The 20,561-nt window shown below is 63.4% G+C and carries 18 protein-coding genes and 2 tRNA genes; 12 read left to right on the forward strand and 8 right to left on the reverse strand.

Translation table 11 applies throughout. From position 1 onward, the window contains the following. Positions 1-75 precede the first annotated feature (75 nt). A complete protein-coding gene (locus ACH2DW_RS01120; RefSeq protein ID WP_394927868.1) occupies positions 76-3,240 on the forward strand; it encodes a PD-(D/E)XK nuclease family protein in 3,165 nt (1,054 codons plus the stop codon). After that, complete coding sequence (locus ACH2DW_RS01125; RefSeq protein WP_394927869.1) at positions 3,240-6,803, forward strand: UvrD-helicase domain-containing protein; 3,564 nt, start codon at positions 3,240-3,242, stop codon at positions 6,801-6,803. Before ACH2DW_RS01120 ends, ACH2DW_RS01125 begins: the two co-directional genes overlap by 1 nt. Here ACH2DW_RS01125 and ACH2DW_RS01130 read toward each other — a convergent pair. Beyond that, positions 6,704-7,774 carry a mevalonate kinase gene (locus tag ACH2DW_RS01130; RefSeq protein ID WP_394927870.1) on the reverse strand — a complete coding sequence of 357 codons (1,071 nt, stop codon included), beginning with the start codon at positions 7,772-7,774 and terminating at the stop codon, positions 6,704-6,706. The genes ACH2DW_RS01125 and ACH2DW_RS01130 overlap by 100 nt on opposite strands. Positions 7,775-7,808: 34 nt before the next feature. Here ACH2DW_RS01130 and ACH2DW_RS01135 point away from each other — a divergent pair, with 34 nt between their 5' ends. Then, positions 7,809-8,411, forward strand: a complete 603-nt coding sequence (locus ACH2DW_RS01135; RefSeq protein ID WP_394927871.1) for a GNAT family N-acetyltransferase — start codon at positions 7,809-7,811, stop codon at positions 8,409-8,411. A 171-nt stretch (positions 8,412-8,582) separates the two neighbouring features. Here the strand turns inward: ACH2DW_RS01135 and rpe are convergent, their stop codons facing one another. Together rpe and ACH2DW_RS01145 are read right to left on the reverse strand one after the other, a co-directional pair. Further along, positions 8,583-9,266, reverse strand: coding sequence for a ribulose-phosphate 3-epimerase (rpe, locus tag ACH2DW_RS01140; protein ID WP_394927872.1), 684 nt, complete (start codon positions 9,264-9,266; stop codon positions 8,583-8,585). A 93-nt stretch (positions 9,267-9,359) separates the two neighbouring features. Next, a complete protein-coding gene (locus ACH2DW_RS01145; protein WP_394927873.1) occupies positions 9,360-9,593 on the reverse strand; it encodes a hypothetical protein in 234 nt (77 codons plus the stop codon). 53 nt (positions 9,594-9,646) lie between these two features. Between ACH2DW_RS01145 and ACH2DW_RS01150 the strand changes: the two genes are divergently transcribed. The 4 genes from ACH2DW_RS01150 (at position 9,647) to ACH2DW_RS01165 (ending at position 13,207) form a co-directional block, all read left to right on the forward strand. After that, positions 9,647-10,852: a class I SAM-dependent RNA methyltransferase gene (locus ACH2DW_RS01150; protein ID WP_394927874.1), complete on the forward strand. Its 1,206-nt coding sequence runs from the start codon at positions 9,647-9,649 to the stop codon at positions 10,850-10,852. A 119-nt stretch (positions 10,853-10,971) separates the two neighbouring features. After that, the gene (locus ACH2DW_RS01155; RefSeq protein ID WP_394927875.1) at positions 10,972-11,508 is read left to right on the forward strand and encodes a sigma-70 family RNA polymerase sigma factor; all 537 of its coding nucleotides are present in this window, start codon (positions 10,972-10,974) and stop codon (positions 11,506-11,508) included. Positions 11,509-11,522: 14 nt separating this feature from the next. Then, positions 11,523-12,275: an anti-sigma factor domain-containing protein gene (locus ACH2DW_RS01160; protein WP_394927876.1), complete on the forward strand. Its 753-nt coding sequence runs from the start codon at positions 11,523-11,525 to the stop codon at positions 12,273-12,275. Between the two features lie 29 nt (positions 12,276-12,304). Further along, positions 12,305-13,207: a pseudouridine-5'-phosphate glycosidase gene (locus tag ACH2DW_RS01165; RefSeq protein ID WP_394927877.1), complete on the forward strand. Its 903-nt coding sequence runs from the start codon at positions 12,305-12,307 to the stop codon at positions 13,205-13,207. Positions 13,208-13,215: 8 nt separating this feature from the next. Here ACH2DW_RS01165 and ACH2DW_RS01170 read toward each other — a convergent pair whose 3' ends face one another. The 3 genes from ACH2DW_RS01170 to ACH2DW_RS01180 all read right to left on the reverse strand — a co-directional run bounded on the left by ACH2DW_RS01170 (position 13,216) and on the right by ACH2DW_RS01180 (position 15,348). Next, positions 13,216-13,848, reverse strand: coding sequence for an NAD(P)H-dependent oxidoreductase (locus tag ACH2DW_RS01170; protein ID WP_394927878.1), 633 nt, complete (start codon positions 13,846-13,848; stop codon positions 13,216-13,218). Further along, positions 13,848-14,438, reverse strand: coding sequence for an NAD(P)H-dependent oxidoreductase (locus ACH2DW_RS01175; protein WP_394927879.1), 591 nt, complete (start codon positions 14,436-14,438; stop codon positions 13,848-13,850). Before ACH2DW_RS01175 ends, ACH2DW_RS01170 begins: the two co-directional genes overlap by 1 nt. 64 nt (positions 14,439-14,502) lie before the next feature. Continuing rightward, entirely contained in the window at positions 14,503-15,348 is an 846-nt protein-coding gene (locus ACH2DW_RS01180; RefSeq protein ID WP_394927880.1) for a sulfite exporter TauE/SafE family protein, read from the reverse strand. Positions 15,349-15,442: 94 nt separating this feature from the next. Between ACH2DW_RS01180 and ACH2DW_RS01185 the strand changes: the two genes are divergently transcribed. The 3 genes from ACH2DW_RS01185 (at position 15,443) to ACH2DW_RS01195 (ending at position 16,492) form a co-directional block, all read left to right on the forward strand. Continuing rightward, complete coding sequence (locus ACH2DW_RS01185; protein WP_394927881.1) at positions 15,443-16,135, forward strand: DUF2889 domain-containing protein; 693 nt, start codon at positions 15,443-15,445, stop codon at positions 16,133-16,135. Between the two features lie 150 nt (positions 16,136-16,285). Further along, a tRNA-His gene (locus ACH2DW_RS01190) sits at positions 16,286-16,361 on the forward strand. A 59-nt stretch (positions 16,362-16,420) separates the two neighbouring features. Continuing rightward, positions 16,421-16,492: transfer RNA gene (locus ACH2DW_RS01195), tRNA-Lys, on the forward strand. Positions 16,493-16,656: 164 nt separating this feature from the next. Here ACH2DW_RS01195 and ACH2DW_RS01200 read toward each other — a convergent pair. Next, positions 16,657-17,466 (reverse strand): hypothetical protein, encoded by an 810-nt coding sequence (locus ACH2DW_RS01200; RefSeq protein ID WP_394927882.1) that lies wholly within the window; start codon positions 17,464-17,466, stop codon positions 16,657-16,659. A gap of 128 nt (positions 17,467-17,594) precedes the next feature. Between ACH2DW_RS01200 and ACH2DW_RS01205 the strand changes: the two genes are divergently transcribed. Both ACH2DW_RS01205 and recA read left to right on the forward strand, forming a co-directional pair. Beyond that, complete coding sequence (locus ACH2DW_RS01205) at positions 17,595-18,014, forward strand: DUF983 domain-containing protein (protein ID WP_394927883.1); 420 nt, start codon at positions 17,595-17,597, stop codon at positions 18,012-18,014. A 255-nt stretch (positions 18,015-18,269) separates the two neighbouring features. Next, positions 18,270-19,376 (forward strand): recombinase RecA, encoded by a 1,107-nt coding sequence (gene recA, locus ACH2DW_RS01210; RefSeq protein ID WP_394927884.1) that lies wholly within the window; start codon positions 18,270-18,272, stop codon positions 19,374-19,376. A 112-nt stretch (positions 19,377-19,488) separates the two neighbouring features. On the opposite strand, the gene ACH2DW_RS01215 is transcribed toward recA, so the two are convergent. Continuing rightward, positions 19,489-20,514, reverse strand: a complete 1,026-nt coding sequence (locus ACH2DW_RS01215) for an amidohydrolase family protein (protein ID WP_394927885.1) — start codon at positions 20,512-20,514, stop codon at positions 19,489-19,491. Between the last annotated feature and the right edge of the window lie 47 nt (positions 20,515-20,561).

The following is a 20,561-nucleotide window of genomic DNA, read 5'->3' on the forward strand; positions in this document are numbered from 1 at the left end:
ACTTGACTTTGACGTTGACTTGACTTTGGCGGGCGCAGACGAACTCTGTGAGCGCGGGTGTGTACGTTCGAACCTGTGATCGAATCGGTGGAGACCACGGCCTACGGACGGGCCGCATCTGAGGCGTTGGCCGCGGCGGTCGCCCGGGCAAAGGATCTGGGTCCGCTTGCACCGGTCACAGTGATCGTGCCGAGCAATTTCGTGGGGCTGTCGGCTCGTCGACTGCTGGGGTCCGGAGTGCTGGACGTTGGTTCGAAGTCCGGCATTGCCAACGTCTCGTTCGTCACACCGTTTCGGCTGGCCGAACTCGTGGCAGCCGATCTGCTGCTCGACACCGCACCCATCACCAATCCTGTGTTGGGTGCAGCAGTGCGTCAGGTACTCGCCGACGACCCTGACATTTACCGACCTGTCGCCGATCACCAAGCCACCGAGGCGGCATTGGCCAGCTTGTTTGCCGAGCTGTCGAACGTTGACGAGGCTGGGCTCGAGTCAATTGAGGATGAGGGCTCCACCGCGGCAGTGCTCTCCGTGAAGTTTTACCGACGGATTGCTGCCAAGCTCGGCGGCTTCCACACTGAACACGATCTGGCCACGGCGGCTGCCGATCGTGCCGACCTGGGTGAGCGGCTGCGGCCATTCGGGCATGTCATCTGGTACCTGCCAGCACCGGTGACGTCGGCAATCGGTCGGTGTGTCGGTGAGGTGCTGCGGGGGGCCGCGTCGTCGTCGGTCATCGTCGGACTCACGGGCCACGACATCGCCGACAAACCGGTGCTGGCGTCAATGGGCGATGCTGGCGTTGACGTCGTGGGGCCAGTGGCCAGCGTTCCACCGACTGGCGACGAGATCGTGTCGGTCACCGACGCACCTGAGGAGGTCCGGGAAGTCTGCCAGCGCATCGTTGGTCTCGTTGCGGCTGGGGTTCGGCTCGACCGAATCGGGGTCTTTTTTCCGACCCCGGATCCGTATGTGCGGATCATCGAGCAGCAGTTTGCTGCCGCCGAGATCCCGGTCAACGGGCCCGATCCTCGCCGTCTCGCCGATTCGGTCGCCGGGCGGACGCTGCTCAGCGCGCTCGCGCTTCCGGACGCTCGATGGCGGCGCGATCGGGTCATGGCTGTGGTCAGCGGGGGGCCGCTGCGGTTCGGCGGCGATCAGGTCCGCCCAGCTGACTGGGATGAGTTGTCGCGGAAGGCTGGTGTCGTGATCGATCTCGCTGACTGGCGCCGCAAGATCGAGTACGCCGCGCAAGGGGTCACCACGCGCATCGAACTGCTGGAGACAAGTGACCCCAGCGACTCGGTTGCGTACCAATTGCGCAAGCTTCGCGGCGAAATCACCGATGGCCAGAAGCTGATCGCCTTCGTCGAGGACCTGCACCGACAGGTGCTGGTTGTTGAAAAGGCCAAGACGTGGCCGCAGAAGTGCGCGGCAGCGACCCAGCTCTTGCATTCACTGCTCGGCACCGAGGGAACGCACTCCAGCTGGCCCGAACACGACCAGGAGGCATTCGGCCGCGTCGAGGAGTCGCTCACGCGACTGGCCGCACTCGACAGCATCGAGCCATCGCCCACACATGCTGTCTTCCAACGTGCGCTCCGAACCGAACTCGACGTGGCGCGCGGGCGACACGGCCGATTCGGCCACGGTGTGGTGTATGGCCCCATCGGCACAGCAGTTGGCCACGACCTCGACGCAGTCTTCGTGCTGGGTGCGTCCGAAGGGTTGCTGCCAGTACCTCGTCGAGACGACGCAATTCTTCCCGAGGCCGTGCGGCAAGCGTCGCTCAATCAGCTGGAGATGAAGGTCGCGCGGATCCACCATCAGCACCGGGCCTTTCTTGCTGTGCTGGCATCTGCGCCGGCTGGGCGGCGGACCATCACGTTTCCTCGCGGCGACCTGCGATCGAGCCGGCACACGCTGCCGTCCCGGTGGCTGCTCGACACCGCATCGCAGCTCGCTGGGACGAAGGTGCATGCCACCGATTTCGACGAACTTGGCGCTGAGGTGGTCACGCACGTTGGCTCGTTCGCGTCCGGTATTCGCGCGGCGGGGCCGGCTGCGAGCATCGAGGTCCGTGACCTCGCCGCGCTTGGCAATGCGGTCGACCACGCTCGGCAGGCCGCCGAGCATGAGTTGGCTGCGCTTGTGGGCAATGGTTTGCGCGTTCAGCTGGCACGGGCGAGCAGCGACTTCACCGAGTACGACGGCAACCTCGGAGCACGGGTCGATGCGGAGGTGTTCCCGCTGCCGGGAGTTGGCGATCGCGCGTTGTCGGCCTCGCGGCTTGAGTCCTGGGCGACCTGCGGGTTTAAGTATTTCCTCAGTTATGTCCTCGAGATTGCGGACCGCGATGACCCCGAGCGCACCGACGAGCTCTCCGCGCTCGACCGAGGCTCGCTGATCCATGTCACGCTCGAAGAATTCGTCCGTGGGGAACTCGACAATCCGCCCGGTCCCGATGAGCAGTGGTCCGAGGCGGCTCGCGCCCGCCTCCACAAGATCGCTGACGACGAGTGTGGCAAATACGAGCAAGCCGGGCGCACCGGCCGACGTGTCAACTGGCGCGTGCAGCAAGACGATCTGCACGATCTGCTCGATGCCTTCCTGGCTGCCGACAACGAGTTCCGGCGGACCCACCTTGCCACGCCGCACCGTGTCGAACTCGACCTCGGGGTGAAGTCGGGCCACGTCGTTCCCGTCACGTTGCCGAACGGTGACTCGATCACCCTTCGGGGCATGGTCGACCGGGTTGATCTCACCGCGGATGGGCGTGTGCTCGTCAGCGACTACAAGTCGGGTAACGCTGACAAGTACAAGCAGCTGAAAGATGACCCGTTCATGGCGGGCACCACACTCCAACTCGGGATGTACGCCGAGGGCGCAATCCAAGAGACAGGACGACCCGACGCTGCGGCCCACTATTGGCGCGTCGAGCGGGCGGGTGACGATCAGCGCGTCGGTTACACCTGGACTCCCGAACTACGGGCACGCTTCCACGACGTCCTCACGGCCATCACGAGTGGCATTGGGGCCGGCGTGTTCGCTGCGCAACCGGGGGAGTGGGACACGTGGCGTCAGACCAACGACAACTGCGGCTACTGCGACTTCGACAGCGTGTGCGTGCGTGACCGCGGTGACCACGAAATCGCCAAGGCCGATGCCCCCGAACTCGCGGTGCGCGTGGCGCTGAGTCCGCCCGCGGTTGAGCCGGTTGAGCAAGTCGGTGAGTGCTGATGGTGGGGGTGCTGAGTGACCAGAACGCCCGCGACCTCGTCAGCCGGGACGGGCTCGAGCAGACACTCTTCGTTGAGGCCGGGGCGGGAACCGGCAAGACCACGCAGTTGGTCACCCGCATCGTTAATACCGTTCTTCACCGTGATGTTCCACTGTCCGCAATCGCAGCGATCACCTTCACCGAGGCGGCCGCAAGTGAATTGCAGTCCCGCATCCGCGTCGAGTTCGAAAAGCAAACGCTCACTGACGACCCCACACATCGCCAGCGATCCGAGCAGGCGATCAGCGACGCAGACCTCGCCGCAATTTCCACAGTGCATGGCTTCGCCAGCCGCATTCTTACGGAGTTCTCCGTACTCGCAGGCCTCCCGCCTCGAGTCAGCGTGCTCGACGAAGTGGCCTCGCAGCTTGAGCACGAACGGCGGTGGGATCACTTCGTCGACATCCTGAACACCGAACCTCAATTCGATGAACTGATGTACCGAGCGGCGATCATCGAGGTGCCGCTCACGCCCCGGTATCGCGGACAGGCATCATTCAAGGACGTTGCCGGCCACTTTGCACAGAACTGGGATCGCCTTGCTGATCTCGTCGATACGGCCGCAACCGGTGAGCTGCCGCCGATTGACTTCAGCTCGTTCGATCGGGCGGTCGGCGCTCTTTCCGCCGCGGCCGACTCCTGCATCGACCCGAGCGACAAGCTGTACGGGTACCTGCAGCGGATCATTCCCGAGATGCGCAAGGCTGGCGCCATCACCGACCCGCACCGCAAGGTTCGCCGTTTTCAGGTGCTCCATCGGGCGGGACGAACTGATCCGAAGCAGAAGAGTCGGCGCATTGTGTGGGGCCGGAGCGCTGGGGGCGCAAAAGGAAAATGGTCTGTCGACCCCAGTGACGTCAAGGATCGGATCGACGACGTCAGCGACGCTGTGAGCGCGGTGCTCGATGCAGTGAGCACGGGGGTTCTCGATCAACTGATGCGGCTCACTGCAACCGAGGTGGTCAATGCGGCGTCGGAACGAAAGCAGAACGGTGGGCTCGAGTTCCATGACTTACTCGTGCTCGCGCGGCAGGTGTTGCGCGACAAGTCCGAAGTGAGACAGGCGCTCCACGACCGCTACCGGCACGTCCTCCTGGACGAATTTCAAGACACCGACCCGATCCAGGTTGAGCTGGCTTCGCTCATCGCCGCAACTCCGACTGCCGAGCCGCCCGCCCGTTGGCAAGATCATGTCGTCGAAGGCGGACGGCTCTTCTTTGTCGGTGACCCGAAGCAGTCGATCTATCGGTTCCGTCGTGCCGACATCAAGCTGTTCCTCGAAGCGCGTGACACCTTCAGCGCCACCGACGCTGGCGCGGTGCGACTGGATACCAACTTTCGGACGGTGCCGCCGATTATCGCCTGGGTCAATGGTCTGTTCAGCGCAGCGATGCCCGAAGAAGTCGCCGCAGCCCAACCTCGCTATGAACCTCTGCACGCCGGTCGCGAATTGACATCGGGCGCCGATCATCGACCACTGGTGCTCGGTGGCGAACATCCCGATCCTGACGTCAAGGCCGGCCCGTTGCGCATCGCCGAAGCTGCTGACGTGGCAGCCATCATCAACGAGATCGTCGCCGGGCCCGAACGGTGGCCGGTCGAAGACGAACGGACCAAGCAGTGGAGGCCGGCCCGACTCAGCGACATCACCATCTTGATTCCCACCCGGACGTCGCTGCCGTTCCTGCGCGACGCGCTCGTCGAACATGAAATCCCTTATCGGCTTGCGACCGGCACGCTGGTGTACGACACGCAGGAAGTTCGCGACCTCTTGGCAGTGATGCGTGCAGTCGATGACCCCGGTGACACGTTGAGTCTTGTCGCAGCGCTCCGTTCGCCGCTGTACGGCTGCTCCGATGTCGACCTGTTTGTGTATCACCAGGCAAACAAGCGGTGGAGTCTCCGCAGCATGACACCCGACGGCCTCAGCGATGACCACCCCGTCGTTGCGGCCCTGGCCCACATGCGCTCGCTCTGGGAGCAGCGTTGGTGGCTCAGTCCGGCGACGCTGCTCGAGCGAGTCGTCCGAGAGCGCCGCGGCTTCCTGTTGGGTTACGGCACTCAACGACCGACCGAGGTGTGGCGACGGCTGCGGTTCATCATCGACCAGGCACGGGCCTTCGAAGAGTCAAACGGCGGTGGGCTGCGTTCGTTCCTCGACTGGGCTGAACTGCAGAGCGCTGAAGGGTCGAGGGTCCACGAGCCGATGTTGCCGGAGACGGACGACGATGCACTCCAAATCCTCACCGTTCACGGCTCAAAGGGTCTGGAATTTCCCATCACGATCCTGTCTGGGATGACCACCAAGGCGCGCGGTAAGCCAAACGGTGTCAGCGTGCTGTGGAGCGAGACCGGTCAGCCTGAGGTCAAGCTCCGCGCTGGCGTCGCCACATCCGAACACACTGCACGGGCCGATATCGAAGAAGAGATGGACACTCACGAAAAGCTTCGACTGCTCTACGTCGCAGCAACGCGCGCTCGCGACCATCTCATCGTGTCCGGGCATCACAAAGTCTCGAAGCAGCCGGACGAGACCTATGCGGGCCGCCTGGCGATGTTTGCCACCGAGCATCCGGACTTGAGCCGCCGATTCGATCCTGCCGACGACGTCGCCGACGAAGAGTTGACGCACAACGAACCTCTGCGTGCCGTCGTGCAGTCGCAGTCGCATGCAGTGCAACCGTTGATCAGACCGGTCGATGGAGCGATGGCCGAGCGCGAGAACTGGATCGCCGAGCGGCGGGCACTGCTCGCACCGCACGACACGCCGGCTGCATACTCCGCCACAGCGATCGCCCGGGCAGTCGATAGCTCGGTGACCGACACAGACACTGATCAATTGCCCGCCGAGTCTGACTCCAGCCCGACCATTGTCCGGAAGAAGGGTCGAGCCGGCTCAGCAATCGGCAGCGCGGTCCACGCCACGCTTGAGTACATCGACTTCGACAATCCAGCGGACCTTGATCCGCTGATTGCCCGGCAGTGCGAACTTCACGCCATTCCTGACGCCACCGACGCCGTGACCGCACTCGTCCGCTCAGCCCTGGATTCAGCAGCATTTGATCTGGCCCGGCGACATGAATCGTTCCGCGAGCTCTACGTGGCAGCCCCACTCGGGGACGTGATGATCGAGGGGTATATCGACTTGCTGGTGCAGACCCCCGACGGCCTCGTCATCATCGATTGGAAGACCGATAGCGCATCGTCACCAAAGGAGATCGACGCCAAGCTCGCTGCCTACGAACTCCAGGGAGCGACCTACGCCGTGGCGCTTGAAGAAAGCACGGGCATGGACGTGGTCGAATGTCGCTTCGTGTTCTGTAAGGCGCACGGTGCGATCGAGCGGTCGGTCGTCGACTTGACCGCAGCGAAGCAGCGCGTGCGCGACGCACTGGCTGTGGGCCTCACGGCCGGCGGCCCTGCTCAGTCCGACGAAGGGGCTGGTGGCGACCAGGTGGACAGTCCTGGGTTTGGGTCAACGCCGACCGACACGACCTCGCAGCCCAGCCTCTTCAATGATTGACGCGCGGCCGACTCGATCTTGTCGCTTGAGCTGAGCACAACGATCGCTCCGCCTGAGCCGGTGTAGTTGGCGGACGCTCCAGCAGATCGCGCGGCCTCGACCATCTCCAGGTGGTCGGGGACGAGGTCGATCATGCTCGCCCGAAGGTCGTGTGTCGCATCCATCGACTGGCCGAGCAACTCGGCGTCACCTGCAGCGAACGCATTCCCAGCCGAGATCGCATGTGTGAGCAGTTGCCTCATCGCGGCGCGCACGATCTGATCGCCGGCGTCGAAACGTCGCCGAAGGTTGCCGTGCACCACCTGGCTCGGCTCGGACCATTCGTGACGATGAGCGACGAGGAAACGAAAGTCGGCGCCGGGCGCAAGCCCTGCTGCGCTGCCGCGGTCCTCGCCGGGGGCCGACTCGCTACCCGCATCGCGGGGACCATCGAAGCGCATCAAGACCGGTTGTCCGTGCACTTGAACCAGACGATCCTGCATGCCCGCAGTGATCCCCAACCACTGCGTTTCGACGTCCAGCGCCATCGATGCGAGCGCAAGGGAATCGGGCAACGGGTGGTTGGTCGATGTGTGCAGCGCGCGTAAGACTCCGATCACGATCGCGCTCGATCCGGCCAAGCCGACTGACACGGGAATGCTTGAGGAAACTTCAATCGCGCACGGTTGGAGTTTGGCGTTCGTCGTCTGGAGGAAGTGGGCGACCGTGGCAAGAATGAGGGCATGTGGATCGTCGGCGTGCAGACGTAATCCTGCTGCACGAAACCCATCGAGGCGTGCGAATGTCTGATTGCCCGAGAGGTCGTCGCTGATCGAGAACTGCGCTGCTCTGCGCAGCGTCACGGTCGCGCCGTACGCATCCACGGGCATTGCGAAGACCGCGCCGGCGTATCCATCGGACGGGTTGCCAGCGAGCGCAGCGCGGGCCTGGACCTGCTCGACGATCGGTGTGTCATCGCCCGCGTGATCCACGTGTCGGTTGTAGCACGTCCTCTACGTTGACGACATGAACATCCGACGGGCGACTGATGCCGACTTTGTCAATCTGTGCACCACCGCGATGCGGGCCTTTCACGACGATCCGGTGATGCGGTGGCTCTACCCGGACGATGAGGTGTACTTCCAGCCGAAGGGAGCCGTCTTCACGGGAGCCATGACGAACTGGCTTGCACACCAGCAACCGTGGTGCACCGACGACGCTGCAGCGCTCGCGATCTGGTTCCCGCCCGTCGAACTGGGCGCGCCTGCGCCGGAACAGATCAACGTCGGACCACCACCGACGCCCGAGATGCTCGCCCGCTTTGAGTTGATTGGTCCTGCGATGGCGGCGCACAAGCCCGTCGAACCGCACTGGTATCTCCAGCTGCTCGCCACGCATCCGGACTGGCAGCGACAGGGGCTGGGTGCACACCTGATGGAAGTCGTGTTCGAGCGGGCCGATTCCGAGGGCATCCCGTGCTATCTCGAGACCGAGCGGCCGGAGCTCGTTGCGTACTACCGTCACCACGGATTTGAGGTGCGCAGCGAGTGGGACGTTGATCCCGACGCCACGCTGGGAGAGGTCGGCCCCCACATGTGGGGCATGTTCCGCCTCACCCGAGAGCCCTGACCCGGTCTCATCTTCCCGAAGAATGTCGGCTCATGCGCGCCCTGCGACGCTGATCCCACATACTTCGACAGAGTCGGGCGCGACAACCGAAATGTGCAGGAAAAGCGTCGCTCAGCGCTTGTCAGCAAACATTTTTCGGAAGGTGGGTGTGGCGGTTGTCGTTGTCGATGGTCAGGCGATGGCGGCGTGGGCGCGGGCGCGGAGGTCGCTCACGGCGTGTTCGAGACCCTCAGGATCGCGGTAGAGCGCACTGCCGGCGATGAGGACGTTGGCCCCTGCAGCAGCCGCTCCGGCAATGGTGTTGGGGCCGATGCCGCCATCGACTTCGAGCTCGATTTCGTCGCCGCGCCCAGATTCATCGAGCATCTTGCGGACCTCGGCGATCTTTGGCTCCATCGTCGAGATGTACGCCTGGCCACCGAATCCTGGGTTGACGGTCATGACGAGGACGAGGTCGACGAGATCGAGCACATGCTCGATGGCCGATGCCGGCGTGGCGGGGTTCAGCGCCACCGCTGCGTTTCCACCGAGCTCGTTGATGTTGCCGAGGGTGCGATGCAGGTGCGTGCAGGCTTCAGCGTGGACGATCAGCCGTGAGCAGCCAGCGTCGATGTAGTCCTTGGCCATGACATCGGGTGTGTACACCATCATGTGCGCCTCAAACGGCACGGTGCAGTGCTGGCGGGCTGACTTGATGACGTCGGGACCAAAGGTGAGGTTCGGGACGAACTGGCCGTCCATAACGTCCCACTGGATGAGGTCGACGCCGGCTGCCTCAAGTGCAGCAACTTCTTCGCCGAGCTTGGAGAAGTCGGCGGGCAGGACAGATGGGACGATTTGAATCGGGCGGGCCACGGCGCCGAAACTAGCGGGGCTTCAGCCGTCGCCCGGAATCCCAGCCGTCAACCTTGGTGTGTCTCCGGGTAATGCCGGAGACAAACCGACTGGTCAGTCGTAGTTGGAGTTGACGTCGTTCCACTCTTCGTCGTCGGAATCCCAGACATCGTTGCGTCGGTCGACCTTGGTCTTCCAGCTCTCCGCTTCCGCCTTGCTGGGGTACGGCCCGAGCGTGTGGTCAGCCGGACCGCGATTGTCGGCGCGTACGGCAATCTGTTTGTCGAGGTCCCAATACCAGTCGGTGTCGTTGGTTTCAACGACGCGATCGTTCCGCGATGCTGCCATCACGACATTCTTTCATGGTCTGGTTCCGAGGGACATCGTCCTACGCTGAACTCATGACATTGACCGTTCGTCCAGATCGCCTCGTCGCAGGCGGTGACGCCATGGCGCGTGACGTCGATGGGCGCGTCGTGTTTGTGCGCGGTGCCCTCCCCGGCGAAGAGGTTCAGGTCGAGATTGAGTCGGAGAAGAAAGACTTCGCCCGCGGTGTCGTCGGTGAAGTACTTGAAGCGTCTCCTGACCGCATCGAACCGCAGTGCTACCACCGCCGAGCCGGGTGCGGAGGATGTGGCTGGATGCACGTCGACCCCCTCGCTCAACTCGAAGCGAAGACCGAGATCGTCCGCGAATCCCTCCGTCGCATCGGCCGTCTCGACCCGGAACTCGTGGATGGTCTCGTCGACATGGGTGACGCAGTGCACCCGTTCCGGTACCGCACGACGATTCGAGTCGTCGGTGGACCCGACGGCGGCCTCGGGTTCCGCGAGGAGGGCACCAACACGGTTCTGCCCGTCAACAGCTGCGATGTCGCGGACCTGGTGCTTTCGGATCTGCTACCTCAGCTGACCATTGCGCCCGGGGTCGAAGTGACGCTCAGAACGTCGATTTCGACCGGTGTCGTCACCGCGCGGTGGACCAAGCCGAAGGGGAAGTCGGGAACGGGATTGGTCAGCGGTATCCCTGAAGAGGTCCACATCGGTGACCGTGCATTTCTCACCGAGGATGTCGACGGCCGCGAGTTGCGCGTCTCGGCGGGTTCCTTTTTCCAGTCAGGCGTCGAGGCCGCCGAACTGCTGATCGACGCCGTTCGTCGGGCTGCGCCGGAACTCGCAACCGCAAGCCACGCCGTCGACGCGTACGGCGGCGTGGGATTGTTCGCCGCAACGGCGATGGCCGACGTGGCCAAAGTGACCTTGATCGAGTCGTCCAAGTCGTCCTGTTTCGACGCCGAGCACAATCTCGCCGGCCGCGACGTCAACGTGGTGCGAGGCGAGGTCGGAAACTGGGTTGCACCCGAGGGCGCCAAGATCGACCTCATCGTTGCGGACCCTGCGCGGCCAGGGCTCGGCAAGCCTGGAGTGAACGCGCTCGTCACTGCATCGCCCGCACCGATCATCCTCGTCAGCTGTGACCCTGTGTCGTTGGCTCGGGACACGACCCTGCTCGCTGCAGCGGGCTACCAGCCCGAGCGCGTCGAAGTCCTCGACCTGTTCCCGCAGACCCATCATGTCGAGACGGTCACAAGGTTCACGCACTTGTGACCACGCCACCCGTGCCCCCGCCGGAAGATTTTTCGAATACTGGTCATCCGGATTCGTCCGGGCTCCGTAGACCCGTTGTGAATTCGGAATACACCGAGGCTTCAGACGCAGCGCTTGTTGTGTCCATCGGCCGATACCAGCAAGCCGCACTGGCCGAGGCATACCGCCGCAATGCCGGCGCGGTCTACGGGTTGGCGAAACGACTGCTGAGCGATCACGCTCGCGCCGAAGAGGTTGTGCAGGAGGTGTTCCTGCGATTGTGGAACACGCCGGATCGTTTCGATGCCGAGCGCGGCACGCTGCGCAGCTACCTCTTGGCGCAGACGCACGGCCGAGCGGTTGACATCATCCGCTCCGATGTCGCCCGCCGCAAGCGCGAGGAACGCGAGTCGCGCGAGCAGGCTGAGGGCGGGTACGACATTGGACGGGAAGTGTGGGACATGGCACTCGCCGGTCATGTCCGCGAAGCGATGGACGTGCTCACCGAAGGCGAAAGAGACGCGATCGAGCTCGCCTACTTCGGTGGGCGAACGTACAAAGAGGCCGCCGACGAACTGGGCGAGGCAGAAGGCACGGTCAAGAGCCGAATTCGAGTTGGACTGAAGCGACTCCGAGCCGAACTGGTGCAAGCCGGCGTCACGGTTGGATCGGAATGACGATGGGTACAAATATGAGTGATCTGCCCGATAGCCACGACCTTGATGAGCTGCTGGGTGCGTATGCGCTCGATGCGGTCTCGCCCGAGGAAGCGGACCGCGTCGAGGACTACCTCGCCATCAACCCGAGGGCCGCCGCCGAGGTCAGAGAACATCGCGAGGTCGCCACGATGCTCGCATTCACTGGGATGGATGCGCCCGAAGGATTGTGGAGCCGCATTGAGCAAGAGCTTGATGCCCCGGCACCAGCGCCAGGGCCCGAACTCGCCAGAGTGATGTCAATCGAGAATGCGCCGAGCCGACGTCGCTTTGCCACGGTCGCTCCTTGGATTGCGTCAGCGGCAGCGGCTGCAATTGTTGCCGTGGTTGCGATCGGGATAGCCGATCGAGCAACCGCTCCGACCGATCCGCTGGTTGCGGCGTATGAAGCAGCCGACGCAGATCGTGACTCTGCCAAGGCCACCCTCGTGGCCGAGGGTTCGTCGTTCGAAGCTGTTGCGGTGATCGACCAGGACGGCCACGGCTACGTCCGGGCAGGCGAGTTGCCCGCACTCGGAGCGGACCAGACATATCAACTGTGGGGCGTCGTCGATACTGGGGCCGATGAGCCCGACGTGATCTCGCTGGGCATCTTCGGACCAAACCCCGAACTTGAAACGTTCACGACCGAGACACCCGTCGTTGCGCTGGCGATCACGATCGAGGACGCGCCGGGCGTCATCTCGGATGGCAACCCAGAGGGCATCTACGTCGGAACCATCGGTTGATGAGCGCGCAGGCCGCGTAGCCTGCCGATGTGATTACACCGAAATTGTCCCACGAAGTCGCTGCAGCACTCGCCAGCGGCGATGCGGTTGTTGCGCTTGAATCGACGATCTTCTCGAACCTGGGCCTGCCGTCGCCGGCGAACTCTGAGGCGCTCGATCGCTGTCTCGACGCGATCCGGCGTGGGGGAGCGGTTCCCGCCGTGACAGCGGTGCTCGATGGCGAAGTGCGGCTCGGCCTGGAGGCTGATGAACACGATCGGATTCTCGGCTCGGCGCGCAAAGCAGCCGAGCGCGATGTTCCAGTTGCGGTCGCACAAGCCTGGGAATTCGGCGCGACGACGGTGTCGGCGTCGGTCGCGATTGCCGCCGCTGGCGGGGTGCGGGTCTTTGCCACCGGAGGGCTCGGCGGCGTGCACCGCGGCGCGGAGTTGACCGGCGATGTGTCCGCCGACCTTGATTCGTTGGCTCGACACAGCATCGTTGCAGTGTCGGCCGGAGCGAAAGCGTTTCTCGATCTCCCGCGCACACTCGAGTACCTCGAGACGGCAGGCGTTCCGGTCCTGGGGTGGCAGCACGACTGGTTCCCTGCGTTCTACACGCGATCCTCTGGCCTTCCGGTCCCACATCGGGTCGAGACAGCCGAAGAAGTCGCTCGCGTTTCAAAGTCGCTCACACGGGTGGATTCTGGCCTGCTACTGACCGTGCCGATACCGGAGGCCGACGAACTTGACGCTGCGGAGCTCGATGGCGTGCTGGAGGCAGCGCTCGCTGAATGCGATGCATCAGGCATCACGGGGGCAGCGGTCACGCCGTACGTACTCGGTCGAATCGGTGCAGCGACAGAGGGCCGCAGCGTGCCAGCGAATCTTTCGCTCGCGGAGAACAATGCCGTCGTCGCCGCCGAAGTCGCCGTGGCGATCGCTCGGAGCTGAATCACCGGTTAGCGCGTGAGCGCGGTGATCGCCTTTTCAGTGCGATCGAGGAAACGCACGCGAGCGTCGTCGGTGCTCCGGTCGATGTTGTAGATCGCCAGCCACGACGTTCGGCAGAAGCGGTGACCCATCGGGCGGAGCGCGCGGGTGAGCGTGCGCTTGCCTCCCTCGCCTTCGAGCGCGTTGATGTATTTCGGGGACCCGTGGGTCGTGACAGCGACGATGCGCCGGAGGTTGTCGAGATGGGGCCGCAGGCGGTTGGCGCCAGCAGGGAGTTCCCACGCGACGCCGCTCACGAAGACTCGGTCGAACCAGCCCTTGAGCATCGCTGGTTGGCCCGCCCACCACGTGGGGTAGACGAGAATCAACGTGTTGCACCACTGCAGAGATTCAGCGTGCTGACTGATTGCGGGGTCAGTGCCATCATCGAGATGCGCGGCCCGTTCGGACGCACTGAACTCCGGAGTGAAGCCATCGGCGTACAGGTCGATCAGTCGAGTTTCGGCACCCGCATCGTCGAGCCCGACCAGTACACGGTCGCGTAGGGCTGCAACGTAGGAGGTCGGCGACGGATGGCAATACACGACGAGGGCTCGTGTCGGTCGGTGGGATCGACGTCTTGGCAGCACACGGATCGCCATCAGAGTGACGCCATCGTTCGTTCGACCGACGCCGCGAAGTCCTGGCGTTCTGATTTGGTCGAGTTGTCGACTGAGTAGAGCCCGAGCCACTGGGTTCGAGTACGTACGCCGCAGCTCAATCTCAACGCGCGGGAAATCGTGCGGCGGCCGTTGTCGTTGATGAGGCGGACGGCCGAGCGTGGTGATCCATAGGTTGAGATCCCGACGAGGCGGCGAACGTGGCCAAGGCCGGGCTTGACCTTGCCGGTCCGCTCATCGAAGTGAAACCCCACCCCCGGCACGATGACCCGTTCGAGCCAGCCCTTCAGAATCGCTGGGAGTCCGCTCCACCAGGTGGGGTACACGAACACGACAACGGTGGCCTGCTTGATCAGGTTGGCGTGCTCGGCGACCATCGGGTCGAGGATCGGCTGGTCCTCATGGTATGACGTCCGTTCCGCCTCGCTCATCGCAGCACGAAAGCCGAGCGCGTAGAGGTCGAGAAGTGCGACCGCGTAGCCGGCGGTTCGCAAGCCGGCCTCCGCCCGTTCTGCCAGCGCGTGAGTCAGGCTGTCGCCGCACGGGTGGGCAACGACGACTAGGGCGAGCACGGCGACATCTTGCCGCAGCCAGCAGCGTGACGCCAGCTCATTGCGGCTGAGCGGGTCCGCTCCTTCAGTCGACGTCTACTGCTGCAGCGGCCAGATCGGCACGTCGGTCTGACCGCAGCGTGACGAACTGCGTCCCGGCGACGAACAGTAGAAGGAAGGCAAACATGATGTTCGACAGTGACGTGCTGATGCTGTCGGCGATCATGCCGCCCATGACGGCGGTGACGGCGCCGCTCAACCCTGCGACGGTTGCGACTTTCAGATCCACGTAGGCCGTCTTGCGATTTCGAATGGTGCCCATGATTGAGGTGGGGACGATCACGGCAACCGAGGTGCCTTTCGCAATGACTGGGACCATGTCGAGGCCGACGACCATCGCCGGGACCATGACGACGCCACCACCGATGCCCAGCAGACCGGACAACGTGCCGGTTGCGAGCCCGATGACAACAAGCAGGAGCCCTGTGTAGATGGTGGCATTGTCTCGGCCGGCGGTGTCGGCTGTCGTGAACAATCGGGCCGCAGTGGCGAGCACGGTGACGATGAAGACGATGGTGATGGTGCGCTTGGGAAGGATCGTGAGCAGCTTGGTGCCGATGATCGCGCCGACGATCGTGCCGCATGCCAGGAACCCGGCTACAGCCCAGTCGACGTTGCCGTTGTAGAGATAGGTACTCAGGCTCGCGAGCGCGATGGGCAGTGTTGCAGCGAGTGAGGTGCCGTTGGCAAGGCGACGTTCGAGCTTGACGACCAGCACGAGTCCAGGAACGATGATGAGCCCGCCACCGACGCCGAAGAGACCACCCAGCGCGCCTGCGGCGATTCCAACGAGAGCCACGATCCGGAGGTCAGGCGTTGATCGAGGCGTTGCGTCGCCGCTTGGCGTCATTGTGGTGGCGTCAGAAGACACGTCCTGACGATACGTGGTCGGCACGGCGGCGACGCGATCTCTTGGGAGCACCCGACCGGGCCGCTTCGGAGATCGACGGTTACCGTCGGAGTGAATGAGCAGCACTGAGCTTTTTGCCCACGACGACATTCTGGACGATGACCCGGTGGACGCCCAAGGACGGCCACTCGAGGTGTTGCATGATCGGGAGTATCGCGTCCGAGCATTTCGTCTGGCGGCCGATCGGGTCCTGATCCGAGGCGGTGTGCGCGACCAGAAGCCGCCTGGCTTGTACCTCGACATTGATCCTGATCCGTTGACTATTCACCACATGCAGGTCGACCTCGAGGTGGCGTATCCCTCAATGGAGATCGTGGCGGCGCGAGTGCACATGGAGGTTCACCCAAACATCGAGTGCACGAGGATTGAACCGCATTACGAGAAGTTGGTGGGGCTTTCGATAGCTCGCGGCTTCACGCACCAAGTCCGTGAACTGTTTGGCGGTCCTCGTGCATGCACGCACACCACGGCGTTGCTCCAGGCGATGGCTCCGGTGGCGATCCAGTGCATGTGGTCGATGCGCGCATCTGATGCGCAGCGTTCAGAGGGAGCGGCGGAACGTGTGCCGATGAAGCGTTCCGACATGTGGAAGATGAACCTCAATACCTGTCACGTGTGGGCAGAAGATTCTGACGTGGTTGCCCGATATGCGGCCGGGGGTACGTTTGAGGTTCCTGTCTTCGCACAGGAGCGAATGGTGCAGCTTGGGATGACTGCGGAGGACTGGGCGAGACGGATGGGGTCGTGACCGCTTGAGGCCAACCAGATCTGGCGCCAATGCGCCGTGTGCGATCTGCCGCCAGTGACCGGTACGCCCGTTGCGTCTGTGGCTGCGAACTTCGGTGCAATTCAAGGGTGTCGATCGGCGTCGCGCGTGGCACACTGTGCGACTTACATGGTGGTCATAGCTCAATAGGTAGAGCACCAGGTTGTGATCCTGGCGGTTGGGGGTTCAAGTCCCCTTGGCCACCCCAAACGCTGGCGCTGAGCGGGTGTCGGGCGAACTTTCGCTTGGTACCCTCTCAGGCCGCTTGCTTCTCTAGCTCAATGGCAGAGCAGTTGACTCTTAATCAATTGGTTCTGGGTTCGAATCCCAGGGGAAGCACTCACCGAGTCCGGCTTTCCGGCTTGCTGCGTTGCGTGAGCGCCGTCGTTGACGCACGTCACCGTCGGTGCCACGCGCCTGGCCTGCCGGGAATTGTGATCCTGGCTGAGGACTCTCAGGATTGACGGTTCTGCGCCTGTCCGGCGATCTGTCGAGTGTGCCGGTCAGCGGGACCAGGAATGTTGTTCGCGGTAACGCCCCACGCTCAGGGGGGTGGAGCGCTGGCGGCGCTGGCGGAGCCCCGAAGTGCCCAGGAGGACGGCGCCTGCAATTGCGGCCGATATCACGGCGAGGAGCAGCGTGGTGTTTCGCGACCGGTTCGCGAGCCGAGGGAAAATGCCCATCCAGGTGTTGTCTGAGAAAGACGTGAGTGGCCCGAGCGGGATGAGATAGCCGAACACCACGAGCAGTACGGACAGCACGCCCAACCCCACGGCGATTGCGAACGTGAATTCGCCACGCTCGGGCCTGGTCACGAGGCCGGCGATCAGGAGGAGGAGTCCACCTGCGGCACTCAACACCATCAGCCACCAACTGATGGTGTTGACGGTTGACACGCCGCCGACTTGGGGAACAGGCAGCGTGAGGTCGGGGGCCAGCGCGGCCCGCTCGTCGCGCACGATCGTGTATTGCTCGGCGGCGCTGATGATGACGGGATCGTTGCTGTCGCCGATCAGTCGGGCGTGGGCATCTCCGACAAAACCGCCCATCAGTGCAGCGCCATCGTTGAGTCGTGAGATCTGTTCGACGAACTCGCGGAGTTGTGCGGTCGATGTGCCGATGAGGCCGGCGTCGGCTGATGCAATCAACGTCGCAGCCTCGCCACGGATGTCGGCGTCGCCCAAAATCGCGTACGTGGCTCCGGCGTCCGTCGATGGCGAAAAGGCGACCTGCTGCATCCACCACGTGCTGATTGAGACGGCGAACAGCACGCATGAGATAAGCAGGAGCAGCCCTGCGAGGGAACGACGCATTCGGAGAGTCTGACAAATTCCGCGCCCATTTCGCGACTGTGGGTTCCAAGTCGTCTCGCTGTCGCCCGCGATGTCGTTGTGCCAAAAGGCTCGGATGCTGACATCGCGCGGTGTCGTATCGTGGCGTCGTGACGTCACCTGGCTTCGTTCGCATGATGTCGCGCGGCATGGTGCGGCGTTGCCCGTGGTGTGGCGGACGCGGAGCATTCTTTACCGGATGGTTCACCAAGCAGCCGCACTGTCGGACATGTGGCCTGCGCTGGAGGCGCGGCGATGTCGGTTTCGAACTCGGCGCCGCTGCCATCGCAGCGATGATCACGCTCGGTCCGTTGATCATTGCGCTGGGCATCACCTTGACAATCACGTGGCCCGAGACACCGGTGGCGCCGCTGCTCACAGTGTTCCTTCCGTCGGCGCTGCTGTTACCGATCCTGACGTACCCGGTGTCGTACACGATGTGGCAGGCCATCGATCTGACGTGGCGCGAGGTCTCGCCGGACGACTTTTCGGCCGCCCACATCGCCGCTGGGGTGTTCGACAGCGACTGACGCAGTCGGGGCTGTTCCGTCGTCCAGCCGTCACCAACGCATGCGTTCGGCACTGTTCGAATAATTGGTCCTTGCCCGAACAGTCGTTCGTTGACTACACTGCTGTCATTCGAACGAGGCGCTGCGCATCACTCCACCAACGGTGCCTCGATCAACTCTGTGACACCCAATCTTTACGGTGGTCACCAACACCCACATCAACCGCTTCGGGCCACGGCCCCACATGCAGAGCACGAACAGACAGGAACGACGGACATGGCAGCACACAGCAAGCAGAAGGATCAAGACAAGGCGCTGGAGATGGCGCTGGCGCAGATCGACAAGCAGTTCGGCAGCGGTGCGGTCATGAAAATGGGCGAACGCACCAACATGGCGATCGAAGTCGTGCCGACCGGTGCGCTGGCACTTGACCTCGCGCTTGGTGTCGGCGGTCTGCCTCGTGGGCGCATCACCGAGATCTATGGTCCCGAGTCGTCGGGCAAGTCCACACTCGCCATGCATGTCGTCGCTGAGGCCCAGCGCAACGGTGGCGTGTGTGCCTACATCGATGCCGAGCACGCCATGGATCCGATCTACGCCCGGGCGATCGGTGTCGACGTTGACCAGCTGCTGATCTCGCAGCCTGACACAGGTGAACAGGCGCTCGAAATCGCCGACATGCTCACTCGTTCGGGTGCGATCGATGTCATTGTGATCGATTCGGTGGCGGCGCTCACACCTCGCGCCGAGATTGAAGGCGAGATGGGCGATACCCATGTGGGTCTGCAGGCTCGCCTGATGAGCCAGGCGCTGCGCAAGCTCACCGGCAACCTGAGCAAGACCAAGACGATCGCCATCTTCATCAACCAACTGCGCGAGAAGATCGGCGTCATGTTCGGGTCGCCGGAAACGACTCCCGGTGGTCGGGCGCTCAAGTTCTACTCGTCGGTCCGACTCGACATCCGCCGCATCGAAGCATTGAAAGATGGCACCGAAATTGTTGGGAACCGAACTCGAGTCAAGGTTGTCAAGAACAAGGTGTCACCGCCGTTCCGTCAGGCTGAGTTCGACATCATGTATGGCAAGGGCATCAGCCGCGAGGGGTCCTTGGTCGACTTGTCCGTCGACTTGGGCATCGTGAAGAAATCTGGCGCTTGGTTCACCTACGAAGGCGAGCAGCTTGGTCAGGGCCGTGAAAAGGCCAAGGACTATCTCCGTACGAACCCCGAGGTCATGATGGAGATCAGCGACAAGGTCCTCATCGCCAGTGGTCTGAAGGAAGATCCGAACGCACCGGTGGTTGAAGACGTCGCCGAGGCCGACGCTGCGTCGGAGGCCGGGGCGTTCTCCGAAGCTGACGATCAACCGATTTCGCTCGACTGAGTCGTCAGTCCTCACCGATGGGACGGTCAGTGGTGTTGCCGGTCGGGCCTGACCGGCGATGCCACTGTCCGTCCCATTGTGTGTTGAGAGGCTTGACGAACACTGTCGGCGCTCAGATCGCGACGGAGTAGACGCGAGCTGCGGTGCCGGAGAAGAGCGCATCTTGCTCGGCATCGCTGAAGGCCGCAGCGATCTTCTTGAGACCGTTGTAGAGCACGGCATACGACAGTGAGAATCGATCGACCGGAAAGTTGCTTTCGAACATGCAACGCTCAGGTCCGAATGCGTTGATCGTGTGCAGGTAGTAGCGGGCCTGCTGTTCGACAAATTCGTCCGAAGATGGCGGCGCCGGAGCGGTGTGCCAGCCGAATCCGTTGTCGGGCATCGCCAGGCCACCGATCTTGGCAACGACGTTCTCGCACGCTGCGATGGCGCTGATGTCGTCCTTCCAAGTCTCGAAGATCTCGTCGCGCTGGCCTTCATACTGGCCGACTCCACAGGGTGTGCCGAAGTGGTCGAGAATCATCGTGGTTCCCGGAATGGCTTGGGCAAGCTCGAGGAACTCGTGGTTTTGGTGGTGGTAGTGCCACGAGTCGTAGGTGAGTCCGCGCTCACCGAGTCGGTTGACGCCGGACCTGAACGACTCGTCCGCGTACTTCCCAGCCGGGTTCATTCCGGCAATCATCATCGCCTCGGGCTCGGTGGCGCGGGCGAGCGCATCTCGAATGCCGCGAAAGCGTCCGCCGGCCGCTTCCGTGTGAGCGTCGAGTACTTCGTCGAGATGGTCGGCGTCGGCAAGATCGGCGTAGCCGACGATGGCAGCGATCGGTGGACCGTCAGGGTGCTCCGCGGCGAGCCAATCAGCGCTGGCTGCGACGAATTCGGTCTCACCGACGCTTCGCAGGTGGGCGGGGCCATCGGTGCGATACGCGGCGTTGCACTCCATGAACAGCGTGGCAACGACGTTATGGCCACTCGCGGTATCGGCCGCGAGCTCGGCCGGACCGTAGAGCAACGGCCCGCCGATCGGCCACAGATGGTGGTGCGGGTCCACGATTGCTCGCTCGGGATCGATGATCGGCTCGACGACTTGGTCGAGCCAAGCCTGATCGCCTGCGGGGATCGCCTCGTTGGCCATCCCTCGTTTCTAGTCGCTTGACCCTGGTGGCCAGTGACCGGGCCGCT

It is taken from the genome of uncultured Ilumatobacter sp. (assembly GCF_963980585.1).
Lineage (GTDB): Bacteria > Actinomycetota > Acidimicrobiia > Acidimicrobiales > Ilumatobacteraceae > Ilumatobacter_A.

Coding starts and splice junctions, on each gene's coding strand:
- ACH2DW_RS01150 (WP_394927874.1), top strand. CDS start 9,647: ATGACATTGACCGTTCGTCCAGATCGCCTCGTCGCAGGCGGTGACGCC.
- ACH2DW_RS01145 (WP_394927873.1), bottom strand. CDS start 9,593: ATGGCAGCATCGCGGAACGATCGCGTCGTTGAAACCAACGACACCGAC.
- ACH2DW_RS01135 (WP_394927871.1), top strand. CDS start 7,809: ATGAACATCCGACGGGCGACTGATGCCGACTTTGTCAATCTGTGCACC.
- ACH2DW_RS01160 (WP_394927876.1), top strand. CDS start 11,523: ATGAGTGATCTGCCCGATAGCCACGACCTTGATGAGCTGCTGGGTGCG.
- ACH2DW_RS01215 (WP_394927885.1), bottom strand. CDS start 20,514: ATGGCCAACGAGGCGATCCCCGCAGGCGATCAGGCTTGGCTCGACCAA.
- ACH2DW_RS01200 (WP_394927882.1), bottom strand. CDS start 17,466: ATGCGTCGTTCCCTCGCAGGGCTGCTCCTGCTTATCTCATGCGTGCTG.
- ACH2DW_RS01170 (WP_394927878.1), bottom strand. CDS start 13,848: ATGGCGATCCGTGTGCTGCCAAGACGTCGATCCCACCGACCGACACGA.
- ACH2DW_RS01125 (WP_394927869.1), top strand. CDS start 3,240: ATGGTGGGGGTGCTGAGTGACCAGAACGCCCGCGACCTCGTCAGCCGG.
- ACH2DW_RS01185 (WP_394927881.1), top strand. CDS start 15,443: ATGAGCAGCACTGAGCTTTTTGCCCACGACGACATTCTGGACGATGAC.
- recA (WP_394927884.1), top strand. CDS start 18,270: ATGGCAGCACACAGCAAGCAGAAGGATCAAGACAAGGCGCTGGAGATG.